The following is a 15,054-nucleotide window of genomic DNA, read 5'->3' on the forward strand; positions in this document are numbered from 1 at the left end:
TTATTGTTCCAAAAATCCGGATACTTTATACTGAACTCCCTGTGGAGTAGGAATCTGCTTATAGAGAGTACCTTCAAACAAAAACAAATCCTCTCCCTCTATACATACATGCTGTACGTTATATTGCGGAAGTTCCGGAATAATCATCCCGATTTCCGGTTTTACCACTTCGTACTCAGAAGAACTAACCTGCTGGTAAAAAATACCATTGGCATAGATAAAAGGCACACTATGGTATTTTATCACGACAGTACGAGGAGGCAATACACGAACCCGCGTACCTATCACTACTTTTTTAACTACTTTATGACGGTGTCTGGGCGAAACTGTAGTCACAACCGTTACTTTTTTCCGTGGATGAGAGGGTACGGAAAAAGCAGAAACACAACTGCTCATCATTCCTGCTACTGATAGTAATAAAATCAATCTTTTCATATTCTATCCTATTGTTTCACCACAAAAATAAGCGACAGAGAAATGCAAAATCCAAGGGCACCTGAAAGTAGGGGTAAACAGCACGAATGTAATGGTAAACAGCATAAGGCTTATTTCCATAACACAGCGGAAAAGCGTATTTTTGTAAAAACAAGATATCTATGTGGCAAACAAAGAAACTTCCTTTTTTTATAGACCTTATTTTTTGCCTGGTACTGCTACCGGCTCTGATTGCTTTGCTGCCTATCGAGCGATGGCTGGAAAAAGATTCTATTTTTGTATACCTGCTGGTAGGATGGCTGTACATTGTATATATTCTGAACCGGTATGTGGTTATGCCTTTTGTGCTGGTGGGACAGAAACGTTTCTGGATTGCAGTAATCCTTATCTTACTCACAATAACAGGAACTTATCTCATCACACGCTACCAGATGGAAATACCTGTACACAGAATGCGGCGTCCAAGACTGGCCACGCATATTCCCAAAATCCGATTGCAGCAGCAGGCGGTATGGTTTCTCTACATTGTGGTCATGGCTTTCAGTATCGCCGTGGGACTGCTTACCGAACTGTATCATCAGATAACCAGAAGGCAGGTGGTAGAATTTGAAAAGAAAAAAGCCGAACTGGCTCTATATAAGGCACAGATCAACCCTCATTTTCTGTTCAACAGTCTCAATACACTGTATGCAATGGTGGTAACCCGCTCACCACAGGCCGAAGATGCCTTTACGCAGTTTATCGGACTCATGAAATACATGTATACCCACAATACACAGGAAAAAATTCCGCTCTGCACTGAAATAGAATACATCCATCAGTACATCGAACTGCAGAAATACCGGATACCGGAGAACTTCAAAATCCACTATTCGTACCAGCACGACGAAACGGAACAATTGGACATTGCACCGATGATTCTGATTACCTTTATAGAGAATGTATTCAAACATGGAATTTCTTCGCACAAAGCCGGAGAAGCTTATATCACAATTCAGGCAGAAAACGGAGAATTACTTTTGTCCACAACCAATCCGCTGTTAAACCATACACGCAACAACCTGTCTAAGGGAATAGGGATAGAGAACTGCAAAAAAAGACTGGAACTTCTCTATCCACACAAATACAGTTTGTTTACAGAAGAAAAAGACGGGTTATTTACGCTAACTCTCAGTATCAGTTTAAAGACATGAAGATAAAGTGTGTGGCAATAGACGATGAGCCAATGGCACTGGAAATCATTACCAGCTTTTGCCAACGGTATGGAGATATGGAGGTGAAGACTTTTACCAATCCGCTGACCGGTATGGAGCAAGTAAAAAAAATAAAGCCTCATCTGCTCTTCCTCGATGTGGAAATGGGCGATCTGAATGGGATAGAACTGGCACACGAATTGCCGGCGGGCACCTTTCTGATTCTGACTACAGCATATGCCCAGTATGCACTCGACGGTTTCGAACTGAATGCCATCGATTTTCTTCACAAACCCTTTTCATACACGCGTTTCGAAAAGGCCGTCGACAAGGTAATAGAACGGTATTCGCTGCAAAGCCTTTCCAATAATCCGGTCTTTACAGACGAAAGCATCACACTAAAGGTTGAGTATAAAAATACACATATCAAACTGAAGGATATACTGTATATCGAATCGATGGACAACTATGTACGTATTTATCTGCAGGACCAGCCGCCACTGATGTCGCAAATCAGCATGAAAAGCACACAGGAACTACTTCCTCCGGAGAAATTCATACGTATACACAAATCATTTATCGTACCGGTACACCGAATAGCCAGTTTTACGCAAAAAGAAGTGCTTTTATACAATGGTACCCGAATTCCGGTAGGAAGAAGTTACAGCAAAGAGCTGAAAACGATAGAGCAGATGCCCCAGACGGAATAAGAAAGCTCTCCTTCCCTACTCGAACTTTTATTTGCACTGCTTGATTTTTTCCATCAGTTCGATGCGGGGAATACCCAGTTCGATGGCTTTCTCATACGCAGCCAATGCTTCTTTCTTCTTTTCCTGTCCCAATTTCACATCACCAATCATCAGAAAGACTTCAGCATCCTGACTGTCCAGACGGGCAGCTTCCTCCAAATCGAGCAAAGCGGCATCCGGATACTGTAATTCTGTTTCCAGATTGGCACGCATCTTAAACAGAGATACGTCTGTAGGATATTCCTCTATCAACAGGTTCAGTCCGTCACGAGCTGCCGTATACTTTCCTTCTTTTTGGTCGAGCATAGCCAGACCGATACGGGCCGTCTTATTCTTTAAATCTTTGGATAAAATGATATTATAATCTATTCGTGCTTCTTTATATTCTCGACGCTGCATATAGATATATGCACGAAACAGGCGAGCTTCTTCATTCTCTGGAAGCAAATCTATGACATTGCAATAATCAAGATAAGCCTTATCTATCAGATTTTTATCCAGATAGAGTGCCGCACGGTTCAAAAGAATAGCCGTAGCATAAGGCGTAATGTTCAGTGCCATCGTATACGACTCAATGGCCTCATCGGTTTTTCCCATCCGTTTCTGTACAGTACCCAGATTAGAGAACAACAATGCATTGCGGGCACTGGAAGGATCCATCTTCAAGGCCTCACGAAATAAAGTTTCCGCCTCAGCAAGACTGTCTTTCAATACACAATCCATGGCACGTCCTACCACTTCCTTATATGATTTCTGCGCACAGAGCGAACCCAAAGACAGCAGACACAAGCAAACCAATACGAATCTTCTCATTTTACGGGATTTTTCTTTCTACAATTATGCGTCAAAGGTAAGGGAATATTTGCAGAAGTCTTTCTGTGTTAAATACTTTTTGTAAGTTTAAAGTTAAGTTTATGAGTCAGCCTGTTTGTAAGTTGGCGTGAAGTTCGTAAGTTTGTGACTGTTTCTTGCTTCATATACGGCAGAAACATCGGAAAAAAGTAAAACCCAAACCTATACAACCGTATGAAAATAGAAAAAGCCATCTTTGCCTGCGGGTGCTTCTGGGGCGCACAATATCAGTTTGAGCATGCCAAAGGAGTCGTCCGCTCTACTGTAGGATATATCGGAGGTCATAAAGACGAACCGACTTATCAGGAAGTAAAAGCACATCTTACCGGACATGCCGAAGCTACTCTGGTGGACTTTGATGCGGAACAGACCTCTTTCAGCGAACTGTGCAAACTGTTCTTCGAAATACACGACCCGGCACAAACCGACGGACAGGGTCCCGACATCGGCGACCAGTACCGGAGTGAAATATTCTACCTCGACGAAAAGCAGAAGAAAGAAGCAGAAGAGGTGATCCAAATTTTGCGCGACAAAGGGTATGAAGTGAATACCCGTCTGACTCCTGCCACCACATTCTGGGAGGGAGAAGAATATCACCAGCATTATTACGACAAGACAGGCGGAGAACCTTATTGCCACATCCGGATAAAGAAATTCTGATTCGGGGAAAACGGCTTTTCCTGTCCGACAAAGACAAGTATTGATTTCAGACATTTGCTAAAACCGACGACGTTGTATTTACAATCGACGACGCCGGATATAAAATCAGCGCCGCTGTTTATACAAACAACGGCGCTGACTGATTAATAATATATGTTATGTCTGTGTATGTGTATATAATCAGGCTTTACGGATATAATTTACAATCCATTCACCCACTTCTTTTGTACCATATTTGGCACCGCCTTCCACCTGAATTTCAGGAGTGCGTACGCAAGCATCCAGCGAAGCATCTACAGCCTTACGAATCAGTGCACCTTCTTCCTTGCAGTCGAAATATTCGAACAACATTGCTACCGACAGAATCTGAGCCAGCGGATTGGCAATGTTCAATCCCTTAGCCTGAGGCCATGAACCGTGAATCGGTTCGAATACCGGTGTACTTTCGCCTGTAGAAGCCGAAGGAAGCAAGCCCATAGAACCACTGATGCAAGAACCTTCATCGGTCAGGATGTCGCCGAAAGTATTTTCAGTTACCATGACGTCGAAGAAAGTAGGTTCCTGAATCATACGCATGGCAGCATTGTCTACAAACATATAGTCGGTAGTCACTTCCGGATACTGCGGTGCCATTTCCTGGGCAATCTGACGCCACAGACGAGAAGATGCCAGTACGTTGGCCTTATCGACTACGGTGAGGTGTTTGCGGCGTTTCATGGCATACTCGAATCCGACTTTCAGAATGCGTTCAATCTCCGGACGGGTATACATGTTGGTATCGTAAGCCTTTTCGTTATCCTGATATTTTTCACCGAAATACATACCTCCCGTCAATTCACGGATGCAAAGGAAATCGGCTCCTTCTACCAGTTCGGCACGCAGCGGCGATTTATGCAACAAACACTTAAAGGTCTGTACCGGACGGATGTTTGCAAACAAGCCCAACTTTTTACGCATGGCCAGCAATCCTTGTTCCGGACGTACTTTTGCAGTAGGATCGTTGTCGAACTTCGGATCACCTACTGCAGAAAACAACACGGCATCGGCACGCTTACATACTTCGTAAGTAGCTTCCGGAAACGGATCGCCTACTTTATCTATGGCATCGGCACCACACAATGCATATTCATAACTTACTTTATGTCCAAATTTCTCACATACAGCTGTCATGACATCCACACCCTGCACGGAGATTTCCGGTCCGATGCCATCGCCAGCCAATACGGCTATTTTAAATTCCATATATTTTAAGTTTTAAAGTTTGTAAGTTTTTTAGTCAAGTATCAGGTTACGGGCAGGCAAGGTTCTCGATATCTTATCTTTTGTTCCCTTGTCAGCTGAAACCTTGTCAACTCTCTTCTATTATATTCAACATTTTAATGGTAGCTTTGATAGCTGCCTCTGTCTGGTCGGCATCCAGTCCGCGTGTACGGAACTCACGCCCTTCGTAACTCCAGGTGATGACCGTATGTACGAATGCATCGGTACGTCCTCCGGGAGGAATAGAAACTGCATAGTTCACCAGCATGGGGAAGGTACGCTTCAAGACGCCTTTATAGATTTTACGCAATGCACGCACAAAGGCATCGTATTGTCCGTCGCCCGAAGAACTTTCCTGATACGTCTTGCCATCTATTTCGATGTTCAAGGTAGCCATCGGTTTCAGTCCCTGCGCCAACGTGACAAAGTAGCTCAACAGGCGCACCTTGTTGTTGGCTCCATCGTGCTTCAGTACATCGGAAATGATATACGGCAAATCTTCCTGAGTAACCAGTTCCTTGCGGTCGCCCAACTGGATAATGCGTTCCGTCACCTTACGCATGGCTTCTTCGTCCAGTTCCAGTCCCAGACGTTCCAGATTCTTACGGATATTGGCTTTTCCGGAAGTTTTTCCCAACGCATATTCACGTACACGTCCGAAGCGCTCCGGAAGCAGGTCGTTGCAATACAGATTGTTCTTATTGTCTCCATCAGCATGTACCCCGGCCACCTGCGTAAACACGCTGTCTCCCACAATCGGTTTATTGGCTGGAATGGTCACTCCCGAGTATGACTCTACCACCCGGCTTACATCATTCAGACGGCTTTCGTCGATGTGTGTAATTGCCTGAAAATGGTCTTTCAGGATGGCCTGTACACTGGCAAGAGGAGCATTTCCAGCACGCTCTCCCAGCCCGTTGATGGTAGTATGAAGGCCTTTCACTCCACTCAGCACAGCGGCCAGTACATTGCTCACAGCCAAATCATAGTCGTTGTGTGCGTGAAAATCGAAATGCAAATCCGGATAGCGTTTCTTCATCTTACGCATGAACTCGATGACCTGCAGCGGATTCAGTATACCCAGTGTATCGGGCAACATGAAACGCTTGATACCCATGTCCTGCAATCCGTCTATCAACCCGAATACATAATCCGGCGAGTCTTTTATCCCGTTGCTCCAGTCTTCCAGATACACATTGACCGACATATCACACTGCTGTGCATAACGTACCACTTCACGTATGTCGGCTACATGTTCGGCCAGTGTTTTCTTCAACTGATAAGTACAATGTTTTTCCGAGCCTTTTGTCAGCAGATTGATGACACGGCATCCTGCCTTATGAATCCAGTCGACAGATACTTTTCCGTCGACAAACCCAAGCACTTCTACACGGGACAGCATATTACGAGCAGAGGCCCAGTCACAAATCATCTTCACCGCATTGAACTCTCCTTCCGACACACGGGCCGAAGCCACTTCTACACGGTCGACTTTCAAATCCTCCAGCAACAAGCGGGCTATCATTATTTTTTCACGGGCTACAAACGATACGCCACTGGTCTGTTCTCCATCGCGCAGCGTTGTATCCATGATTTCTATTATCGGTCTTTCCATACAGACATCTACTCGTTTTTATTTGTTTTTTATAGCTTCTGGCGATTCGCCTCGAAAGCTTCTATCTTCTCTTTATTTTCTACAAGGAAATCAATATCGTCCAGTCCGTTCATCAGACAATGCTTTTTGTAAGCATTGATTTCGAAGACTTCCGATTTACCGGTAGCCTTGTTGGTAATGGTCTGTGCCGGAAGGTTGACTTCCACTTCTGTTTTCGGATTGGCATAAATGGAGTCGAACAGTTCTTTCAGGAAAGCTTCGCTCACCACAACAGGAAGTACAAAGTTGTTCAACTCATTGTTTTTGTGAATGTCGGCAAAAAAGCTGGAAACTACGACTCTGAATCCGTATCCGGCAATTGCCCATGCAGCATGTTCACGGCTTGAACCGGAACCGAAGTTCTTTCCGGCAACCAGAATTTGTCCGCTATAAGTAGGGTCGTTCAGCACGAAGTCTTTGTTGAGTGTACCATCCGGATGATAACGCCAGTCGCGGAACAGGTTGTCACCAAAGAATTTCTCTTCTCTTGTGGTTGCTTTCAAGAAGCGTGCAGGAATAATCTGGTCTGTATCTACATTCTCTAAAGGAAGAGGGATACAAGTGCTTGTAAGTATATCGAATTTCTGTTTCATAGTGGTTCTGTATTACATTAATGTTCGCGGATCGGTAATTACTCCAGTTACAGCTGCGGCAGCGGCAGTCAGCGGACTTGCCAGCAAGGTGCGTGCTCCAGGACCCTGACGACCTTCAAAGTTACGGTTGCTGGTAGATACGGAATATTTTCCTGCCGGAATCTTATCGTCGTTCATAGCCAGACAAGCCGAGCATCCCGGCTGACGGATGGCAAAGCCTGCTTCTTCCAGCACTTTGTCCAATCCTTCCTGACGAATCTGTTCATCGACCATCCAAGAACCTGGTACGAGCCATGCTACCACATTTTCTGCTTTCTTACGTCCTTTTACAATAGAAGCAAAGGCCCGGAAGTCTTCAATACGTCCGTTGGTACATGCACCAAGGAATACATAATCGATGGGCTTGCCTATCAGCGATTCTCCGGCAGAGAAACCCATATAATTCAACGACTTTTCGAATGAACCTTTTTCTACGTCGCTCATGCCTTCGGTGGTAGGAATGGAATCGGTAATTGCCATACCCATTCCCGGATTGGTTCCATAGGTAATCATCGGCTGGATATCGGCTGCATCATAGCGTACTTCTTTATCGAATACGGCATCGTCGTCACTCTTCAAGGTTCTCCAGTAAGCTACAGCCTTTTCCCATTCTTCTCCTTTTGGAGCATATTCACGGCCTTTGATGTATTCGAAGGTTACTTCATCGGGGGCAATCATACCACCGCGTGCTCCCATCTCGATACTCAGATTGCAGAGTGTCAGACGGCCTTCCATTGTAAGGCTGCGGATTGCTTCTCCGGCGTATTCTACAAAATAACCGGTTGCTCCGCTGGTTGTCATCTTCGACATCATATACAATGCTACGTCCTTGGCGGTAACTCCTTTACCCAACTGTCCGTCGATGGTAATACGCATTGTCTTCGGACGAGCCTGCAAGATGCACTGTGAAGCCATGACCATTTCTACTTCGCTGGTACCGATACCAAATGCAACGGCTCCCATTGCTCCGTGGGTAGATGTATGCGAATCGCCGCATACGATGGTCATTCCCGGAAGAGTCAATCCGCGTTCCGGTCCTACCACATGGATAATACCGTTTTTCTTGTTCATCATACCGAAATGAGTCAGCCCAAAGTCGGCCGCATTTTTTGCCAAAGTATCAACCTGTGCCTTGGATACCGGATCTTCAATAGGTTTATCCTGATCGTGGGTAGGAGTGTTATGGTCGGGCATACAATAGATACGCTCCGGACGGAAACATTTCAATCCACGGGCACGCATGCCGGCAAAGGCTTGCGGACTGGTCACTTCGTGACAATAAAGACGGTCTATATATAATTGTGTGGGACCTTCTTCTACTTTCTGCACCACATGTGCATCCCATATTTTGTCGAATAATGTATTAGCCATATTCTTTACTTCGTTTAGTTATTTCTTAAATTTGTTGATACAGTCAATATAAGCTTCTACCGACGCTGCGATAATATCTGTGTTTGCTCCAAAACCATAATACATCTGTCCGTCGTATTCTACCTGCATGTGTACTTTACCTACATCATCACTTCCCTTGCTGATGGCCTGGATAGTAAACTCTTTCAATGTCATCTGACGGTTGATAATCTTTTTCACGGCTTTGATAGCGGCATCTACCGGACCGTTTCCTGTAGCAGCTGCTTCAAAATGTTCACCGGAGATATTCAGTCCGAGACTGGCTACAGAACGCACTCCTACTCCACTGGTTACCTGCAGATACTCCAGTTTGATGTGATGGTTGAAGTTGCGGTCAGCTCCGGCCAGTACCATGATATCATCATCGGTAATGTCTTTCTTCTTATCGGCCAGTTTCAGGAAGTCTTCGTATACCTTATCCAGTTTTTCCTGGCTCATTTCTACTCCCAATACATGCAAACGATGTTTCAAAGCAGCTCGTCCGCTACGGGCTGTCAGTACAATGGCATTATCGTCTATTCCTACATCTTTCGGATCGATAATTTCGTATGTCTGTACGTTCTTTAAGACTCCATCCTGATGGATACCCGATGAATGGGCAAAGGCATTGCGACCTACGATGGCTTTGTTGGGCTGAACAGGCATGTTCATCAAACTGGATACCATGCGGCTGGTAGGATAGATTTTCTGAGTATTGATATTGGTGTCGATGTTGATATTGTGATGACAGCGAAGAATCATGGCCACTTCTTCAAGTGAGGTGTTTCCGGCACGTTCGCCAATACCGTTGATAGTTACTTCTACCTGACGTGCACCGTTCAGCACTCCACTGATGGTATTTGCCGTAGCCATACCCAAATCGTTATGACAGTGGGTAGAGATAATAGCCTTATCAATACCGTCAACATGCTCCATCAGATACTTGATTTTTGCTCCATATTCCTCAGGAAGACAATAACCGGTTGTATCGGGTATATTGACAACGGTAGCTCCTGCCTTGATGACAGCTTCTATCACACGAGCCAGATATTCGTTGTCTGTACGACCTGCATCTTCTGCATAGAACTCTACATCATCTACATAGCGACGTGCGTATTTTACAGCAGCCACTGCACGTTCGATGATCTCTTCACGTGTAGAATTGAATTTATATTTGATATGGGAATCTGATGTACCGATACCTGTATGGATACGTTTGTGCTTGGCGTATTGCAAAGCCTCTGCTGCTACATCAATGTCTTTTTGTACGGCACGGGTCAAAGCACAAATGGTAGGCCATGTTACTGCTTTCGAAATTTCAATTACAGAGTTAAAATCTCCCGGACTTGAGACTGGAAAGCCTGCTTCAATGACATCTACTCCCAATGCTTCAAGCTGCTTGGCTACCTGAATCTTTTCAACCGTATTCAACTGACATCCCGGCACCTGCTCACCATCGCGAAGTGTAGTATCAAAAATAAATAATCTGTCACTCATAGTAAGTTCTATTTTTATAGGGTTATTATCAACTAAAAAAGCCTTTCACACCAAGGAAGTGAGAAAGGCTTTCAATTATTCTTTATAGACATTTATACACGCGACTCACTTCCCATCGGGCAACCCAATAGAATAATAATCAAACCGCATAGCAAAATCTGTATAAACATCATCTTTTTATCTCCTTTTATTTTTAACAGGTGCAAAGGTAAAGAATATTTCGAATAAGCAAAACAATATGTAAGTTTTTTAATGCTATAAACAATAATTTTTAAAACTTAGACAGGGTTTAATATAAAAGTATTACTAAAGAGAAAACTATCAAAATTCTCCGAAAACAGGCAATAATACCTTTTCGAGAAAGATATTATTGCAAATTCAGCCTGTTATCTCCCCTTTAAATAAAACAAAAAGGTATATCGGCCCAATGCCGACATACCTTTTTCTTAGTTAAAAAGCAAACTGTACTTTTTCTTATAAACGTAGTTCATAAAGGCACGCTTCTACTTCTGTACTGCTTCCCATATGTTTTCCCATGTCATCCGAAAGCTTGACGCACTCACGCCACTCCTGGTTGCTGTTCATTTTACAGCGAGAAAGTTTCATCACAATATTGGAGGGCTTGTAGCCTGTATCATTGGTCAAGTTGGTACCAATACCAAACGAACAGCGTATTTTTCCTTTGCAATATTCATACAAACTCAATGCTTTTTCAAAGTCAAGCGCATTACTGAATATAATGGTTTTCGTAGTAGGATCGATACCCAATTCTTTATAACGTGCAATCAACCGATCCACAAACTCATATTCGTTGCCAGAGTCACATCGTACTCCATCAAACAATTTAGCCTGCTTCCTACTGAAGTTTGTAAGGAAAGAATCTGAAGTGTATGTATCAGACAAAGCTGTACCCAAATCACCATCGTATACATTCACCCAGTTTTCCAATGCCATATAGTTGGCGTGTTTATATCCAAACTGTGCTCCATGAAACATAAACCATTCGTGCGGATGGGTTCCCATAGGCAACATGTCGTATTTCATTGCCAGATAACAGTTGGATGTACCTGTACAGTAATTTGCATGTTCTTTGAGATAGGCTACCACAATATCCTGTACGGCAAAAGAAAAGCGACGGCGTGTTCCAAACTCAGAGAAAGGAAGCTGATTTGTATTGGAAAGTTCTACCTTACCGGATAGCCGTTCTATAATCTCTTTCTTATCGGGAATCCGATTGAAGAACTGATTACGAATCTCGGAAACAATAGCAAGTAAAGGAACTTCATATAAAGTGACTTTATATAAAAAGTCGGTCACTTCCAGATGTAGATGATGCTGTTCATCTAAGTAAACCTCAATCTTGTTTGGATCGAAACGGAAAGAAGAAAGCCACTCCCAATATACCCGGGGAAGAAATCTACAATGTGCCGACATGTATTCGAGTTCCTCATCGGTCAAAGCGACCAAACTCAAATTATAGATTTCACTTTTTAAAGCTTCTAGAAAACCTTCTGTATATTCAGTTTCATCTCGGTCTTTGAAAGAAAATGTCCCTATTGCATAAGGAAATAACTTAATATAAGCATACGAAGTGGTAAACTTATATAAATCGGTATCTAAAATTGTTTTTATAACCATAAAAAACAAATGTATTAATTACTATCCCGCTGTCACCTTTATATTGAGTTACAGCTATCGCTACGAAGTTAACTAAAAAATCAGAAAATGCCTATTCCGTTTCGAGAAAAGCATTTCCTTTATTCTGTATCTGATACAAATCCATACACATTTCCGCTAAAATCGGCTACAAACAATGCATTTCCCGAAACAGCAACCGAAGCAAAAGAAGGAGCACCCATTGTGTATCTCCATATCTGTTTTCCAGTCTGTATATCTAATGCATACAAAATACCATCTGAAGCAGTAAAATAAACGTTATTACCTACCTGTACAGGACTGGTTTCCACTGTGCAAGCCGGATATCGGGTATAAGGAGCACTATAAATAAAAGAAGGGGTAGTCTGGAAATTCCACTTTTCCTCTAAGGTGGACTTATCCAAAGCAACAACTCCCCGCTCTGCAGTTCCGAATATAATCAGTTCGTCTGTAATCAAAGGAGAAGAGGTGACGTCAACATTATATCCCAATTCCTTTCGCATCAGAATTTCTCCTGTATGAGCATTCATAATAAAAAAGGAGGACAAAGACGGCACATACAATATTCCATCTTTTAAAACCGGTGAAGCAGAACGGTTGCGTAAACCATCTTTTCTGTTGGTCCACAATAATTGACCAGTCCGAGCGTCATTGGCATACATGGCATCCCAATGGGCACCTCCAACTAATACTCCATCCTCCAATGATAATGTTACGGTACATCCTTCTCTCGACTTCCAATCTTTATTAATCCAACAGATTTTACCAGAAAGAGCCTCTATTGCACACATTGTCTGCCCAGTGCCTGCATATACAATACCATCTGCTGCAATAATTCCTCCATCGAATGAGGGTATAGCTTCTGTTCCCATTTTTTTCTTCCAAATCAAATTACCCGTATTGACATCTACTGCATATAAAGTAGAATGTACATCCTGGGCAAACACCACCTCATCTGTAATAGCAATACTGTTTTTTACAGACCCATCCAGCATATACTTCCAACGAATCTTTCCCGTTTCACCTTCCATAGACATCAGTGCAGCTTTGCCTTGAGCATCTTCATCTACCGATGCCACATAAACATTCCCTTTGTAAACCAATGGAGAGGTCATATAAATATTCGATTTTACATTTTGTACCCATGCCAAGCGCAAGGGAGCGACGGCATTAGCCTCATTTCCTCCTATATGATTAGGAGTCCTGAGTAAATTTGTCCAATCGCAGGATGTCTGTATTTGAGTTGTAGACCGAGTATCATTATAGACAAATGATTCTTCAGTTTTTATAATTTCTCCATTACTTAAATAAGCTTCAGCAACTACAGTCACCAAACGTTTTTTGCAGTTCTCAGGCAATTGAACCAAAGCCGACCAATTGAAATTGGTGTTTTTCTTCATCGATTGAGCCTTTATCCAAACTTGTCCGCTACAACGAATATCATAAGTGACTTTCTGTACAGGAGAAACAGTATGATAGACATTCACAGATAATGGTAATTCACCTTTTTCATTCACTGGGGCTTGTCCATTTGAAATCGAAGCCAGTTCGATGGTTCTATTTATAAAGGTATAGCGCAACTCGCTTTGAAAATCACCTTTACCGTCTACAGAAAAGACTCGGAAAGCAGAAGATGCATGATCGATTCCTCCACATGCCAATGTGGACGTACAAACGCTATAAGCAGAGCGATGCTTATGAATATGGTTAACATGCCAATGTCCATAAATCCAAGCTTTTAAATTATATTTATCCAAATCAATAAATTCATTATCGCTTATTTGATAAAGCATACGTTCATCGGCAGTCAGCAAATCATGATTGAATACATAAACAGCTTTCTCTTTAGAGACATACTTCAAATCATTTTTCAACCATTCATATACATCTTTTTTGGTATAATCAGGTTGATAGTCTCCTCCCAACATAGGAGTCACAATATAATGTACATTACCGACTTCAAAAGAATAAAAGGTAGGACCATAAATGCTTTCAAATACTTGCTCTCCATAATCTCCCTGTACAAGATCATGATTTCCTATTGCATAAAACATCTGGGTATCCATATTCATAGTGTTCATCATTCCCAAATGGCTTTTTAAACCGGGAATATAACAGATATCTCCTGTATGGATAATAAAAGCAGCCTTTTCATTGGCTGCATAATCCTTCACTTCTTGCACCCATCTTTCCTGTCCTTGAGGTGATCCTATTTCAGTATCGGATATCTGAATAAAACGATGTGAGCCGTCTTTGTTTATTCTATTCTGATACGGAATTACTCCAAAATCATATGCAGTTCGTCCTGCTTCAATACGACGATAATAAGCGTTATTAGTTTTATATCCGGAGGGAGTCGTAATAAAAATAAATTTAGCCTTTTCATGCCCTGCTAAATTAAAACTTCCTTCTTGATTTGTCTGAACCACATTTAGTCCATCGGATACGGATACTTTATTCAGCAGTGTTTCCCCTGCATCATATTTACCATTATAATTTTCATCTACATATACCTTACCAATATATTGTGCAGACACGTAGAAAGGAAATCCACACAATAGTAAAGTCGTTTTCAATCTTATTTTCATAGTACATTTCCCCATATTTATAATAAAGGGGCAAGTATACTGATTTTTATTTATAATAGAAGCAAATTTAATATCATATTCACTATCGAAAATTAAAATCGTGTCAAGCAGGGAACAAGTCTTCAGAAGCAGAGGATGCATATACATAGCCACCACGTCCGGACAAGCCATGATTCATACACGCAGAGATTTCCGGGATCATACATGATTCCACCAATACAGCTGCTGGAAACCATGCATCAGACGGGATTTAAGAATAAAGCAGGCCGTACTCAGGATTTTCCTCTTTACACACAGGAGAGGATCATCCTTAATATGCAGAATAAAGACATACAGCTGTCAGACACGACAAATGAGGAAGAAGAACGGGGCAGTGCCGGGCCGGAGAAAGGCCTGCTACGGAACAGCGGCGGCAGAGAAAAGGACACTGGAGAGTCGCAGACATCCTGAGGCAGCGGCAGAAAAGGCATCACCAGAAGACAAAAAAAA

Annotated in this window: 13 protein-coding genes; 4 read left to right on the top strand and 9 right to left on the bottom strand. The window is 42.6% G+C overall.

Annotated features, from left to right (window positions below; translation table 11 throughout):
* Positions 1-435 carry a DUF6515 family protein gene (locus O6P32_RS12270; RefSeq protein WP_269878802.1) on the bottom strand — a complete coding sequence of 145 codons (435 nt, stop codon included), beginning with the start codon at positions 433-435 and terminating at the stop codon, positions 1-3.
* 161 nt (positions 436-596) lie between these two features.
* Here O6P32_RS12270 and O6P32_RS12275 point away from each other — a divergent pair, with 161 nt between their 5' ends.
* Positions 597-1,628, top strand: a complete 1,032-nt coding sequence (locus O6P32_RS12275; protein WP_269878803.1) for a sensor histidine kinase — start codon at positions 597-599, stop codon at positions 1,626-1,628.
* Positions 1,625-2,338: a LytR/AlgR family response regulator transcription factor gene (locus O6P32_RS12280; RefSeq protein ID WP_269878805.1), complete on the top strand. Its 714-nt coding sequence runs from the start codon at positions 1,625-1,627 to the stop codon at positions 2,336-2,338. Before O6P32_RS12275 ends, O6P32_RS12280 begins: the two co-directional genes overlap by 4 nt.
* 27 nt (positions 2,339-2,365) lie before the next feature.
* Here O6P32_RS12280 and O6P32_RS12285 read toward each other — a convergent pair whose 3' ends face one another.
* Positions 2,366-3,190, bottom strand: a complete 825-nt coding sequence (locus tag O6P32_RS12285) for a tetratricopeptide repeat protein (RefSeq protein WP_269878807.1) — start codon at positions 3,188-3,190, stop codon at positions 2,366-2,368.
* A 213-nt stretch (positions 3,191-3,403) separates the two neighbouring features.
* Between O6P32_RS12285 and msrA the strand changes: the two genes are divergently transcribed.
* Entirely contained in the window at positions 3,404-3,889 is a 486-nt protein-coding gene (msrA, locus tag O6P32_RS12290; RefSeq protein WP_269878808.1) for a peptide-methionine (S)-S-oxide reductase MsrA, read from the top strand.
* A 180-nt stretch (positions 3,890-4,069) separates the two neighbouring features.
* On the opposite strand, the gene leuB is transcribed toward msrA, so the two are convergent.
* The 7 genes from leuB to O6P32_RS12325 form a co-directional block, all read right to left on the bottom strand.
* Positions 4,070-5,131 (bottom strand): 3-isopropylmalate dehydrogenase, encoded by a 1,062-nt coding sequence (gene leuB, locus O6P32_RS12295; RefSeq protein WP_269878809.1) that lies wholly within the window; start codon positions 5,129-5,131, stop codon positions 4,070-4,072.
* Positions 5,132-5,237: 106 nt separating this feature from the next.
* Positions 5,238-6,764, bottom strand: coding sequence for an alpha-isopropylmalate synthase regulatory domain-containing protein (locus tag O6P32_RS12300; RefSeq protein ID WP_269878811.1), 1,527 nt, complete (start codon positions 6,762-6,764; stop codon positions 5,238-5,240).
* Between the two features lie 29 nt (positions 6,765-6,793).
* Positions 6,794-7,396 carry a 3-isopropylmalate dehydratase small subunit gene (gene leuD / locus O6P32_RS12305; RefSeq protein WP_178266963.1) on the bottom strand — a complete coding sequence of 201 codons (603 nt, stop codon included), beginning with the start codon at positions 7,394-7,396 and terminating at the stop codon, positions 6,794-6,796.
* A 12-nt stretch (positions 7,397-7,408) separates the two neighbouring features.
* Entirely contained in the window at positions 7,409-8,806 is a 1,398-nt protein-coding gene (gene leuC, locus O6P32_RS12310) for a 3-isopropylmalate dehydratase large subunit (RefSeq protein WP_178266962.1), read from the bottom strand.
* Between the two features lie 18 nt (positions 8,807-8,824).
* Positions 8,825-10,321: a 2-isopropylmalate synthase gene (locus tag O6P32_RS12315; RefSeq protein WP_269878812.1), complete on the bottom strand. Its 1,497-nt coding sequence runs from the start codon at positions 10,319-10,321 to the stop codon at positions 8,825-8,827.
* 474 nt (positions 10,322-10,795) lie between these two features.
* Positions 10,796-11,959, bottom strand: coding sequence for a nicotinate phosphoribosyltransferase (pncB, locus tag O6P32_RS12320; RefSeq protein WP_178266960.1), 1,164 nt, complete (start codon positions 11,957-11,959; stop codon positions 10,796-10,798).
* Between the two features lie 119 nt (positions 11,960-12,078).
* Entirely contained in the window at positions 12,079-14,565 is a 2,487-nt protein-coding gene (locus tag O6P32_RS12325; protein WP_269878814.1) for an outer membrane protein assembly factor BamB family protein, read from the bottom strand.
* Positions 14,566-14,769: 204 nt separating this feature from the next.
* On the opposite strand from O6P32_RS12325, the gene O6P32_RS12330 reads away from it, so the two are divergent.
* The gene (locus O6P32_RS12330) at positions 14,770-15,015 is read left to right on the top strand and encodes a hypothetical protein (protein ID WP_269878816.1); all 246 of its coding nucleotides are present in this window, start codon (positions 14,770-14,772) and stop codon (positions 15,013-15,015) included.
* Positions 15,016-15,054 lie beyond the last annotated feature (39 nt).

The organism is Phocaeicola acetigenes (genome assembly GCF_027529745.1).
GTDB lineage: Bacteria > Bacteroidota > Bacteroidia > Bacteroidales > Bacteroidaceae > Phocaeicola > Phocaeicola acetigenes.

Bases quoted from the DNA above. Each gene is read 5' to 3' on its own strand.
- O6P32_RS12270 (WP_269878802.1), bottom strand. From the start codon at position 435: ATGAAAAGATTGATTTTATTACTATCAGTAGCAGGAATGATGAGCAGT.
- O6P32_RS12275 (WP_269878803.1), top strand. From the start codon at position 597: ATGTGGCAAACAAAGAAACTTCCTTTTTTTATAGACCTTATTTTTTGC.
- O6P32_RS12280 (WP_269878805.1), top strand. From the start codon at position 1,625: ATGAAGATAAAGTGTGTGGCAATAGACGATGAGCCAATGGCACTGGAA.
- O6P32_RS12285 (WP_269878807.1), bottom strand. From the start codon at position 3,190: ATGAGAAGATTCGTATTGGTTTGCTTGTGTCTGCTGTCTTTGGGTTCG.
- msrA (WP_269878808.1), top strand. From the start codon at position 3,404: ATGAAAATAGAAAAAGCCATCTTTGCCTGCGGGTGCTTCTGGGGCGCA.
- leuB (WP_269878809.1), bottom strand. From the start codon at position 5,131: ATGGAATTTAAAATAGCCGTATTGGCTGGCGATGGCATCGGACCGGAA.
- O6P32_RS12300 (WP_269878811.1), bottom strand. From the start codon at position 6,764: ATGGAAAGACCGATAATAGAAATCATGGATACAACGCTGCGCGATGGA.
- leuD (WP_178266963.1), bottom strand. From the start codon at position 7,396: ATGAAACAGAAATTCGATATACTTACAAGCACTTGTATCCCTCTTCCT.
- leuC (WP_178266962.1), bottom strand. From the start codon at position 8,806: ATGGCTAATACATTATTCGACAAAATATGGGATGCACATGTGGTGCAG.
- O6P32_RS12315 (WP_269878812.1), bottom strand. From the start codon at position 10,321: ATGAGTGACAGATTATTTATTTTTGATACTACACTTCGCGATGGTGAG.
- pncB (WP_178266960.1), bottom strand. From the start codon at position 11,959: ATGGTTATAAAAACAATTTTAGATACCGATTTATATAAGTTTACCACT.
- O6P32_RS12325 (WP_269878814.1), bottom strand. From the start codon at position 14,565: ATGAAAATAAGATTGAAAACGACTTTACTATTGTGTGGATTTCCTTTC.
- O6P32_RS12330 (WP_269878816.1), top strand. From the start codon at position 14,770: ATGATTCCACCAATACAGCTGCTGGAAACCATGCATCAGACGGGATTT.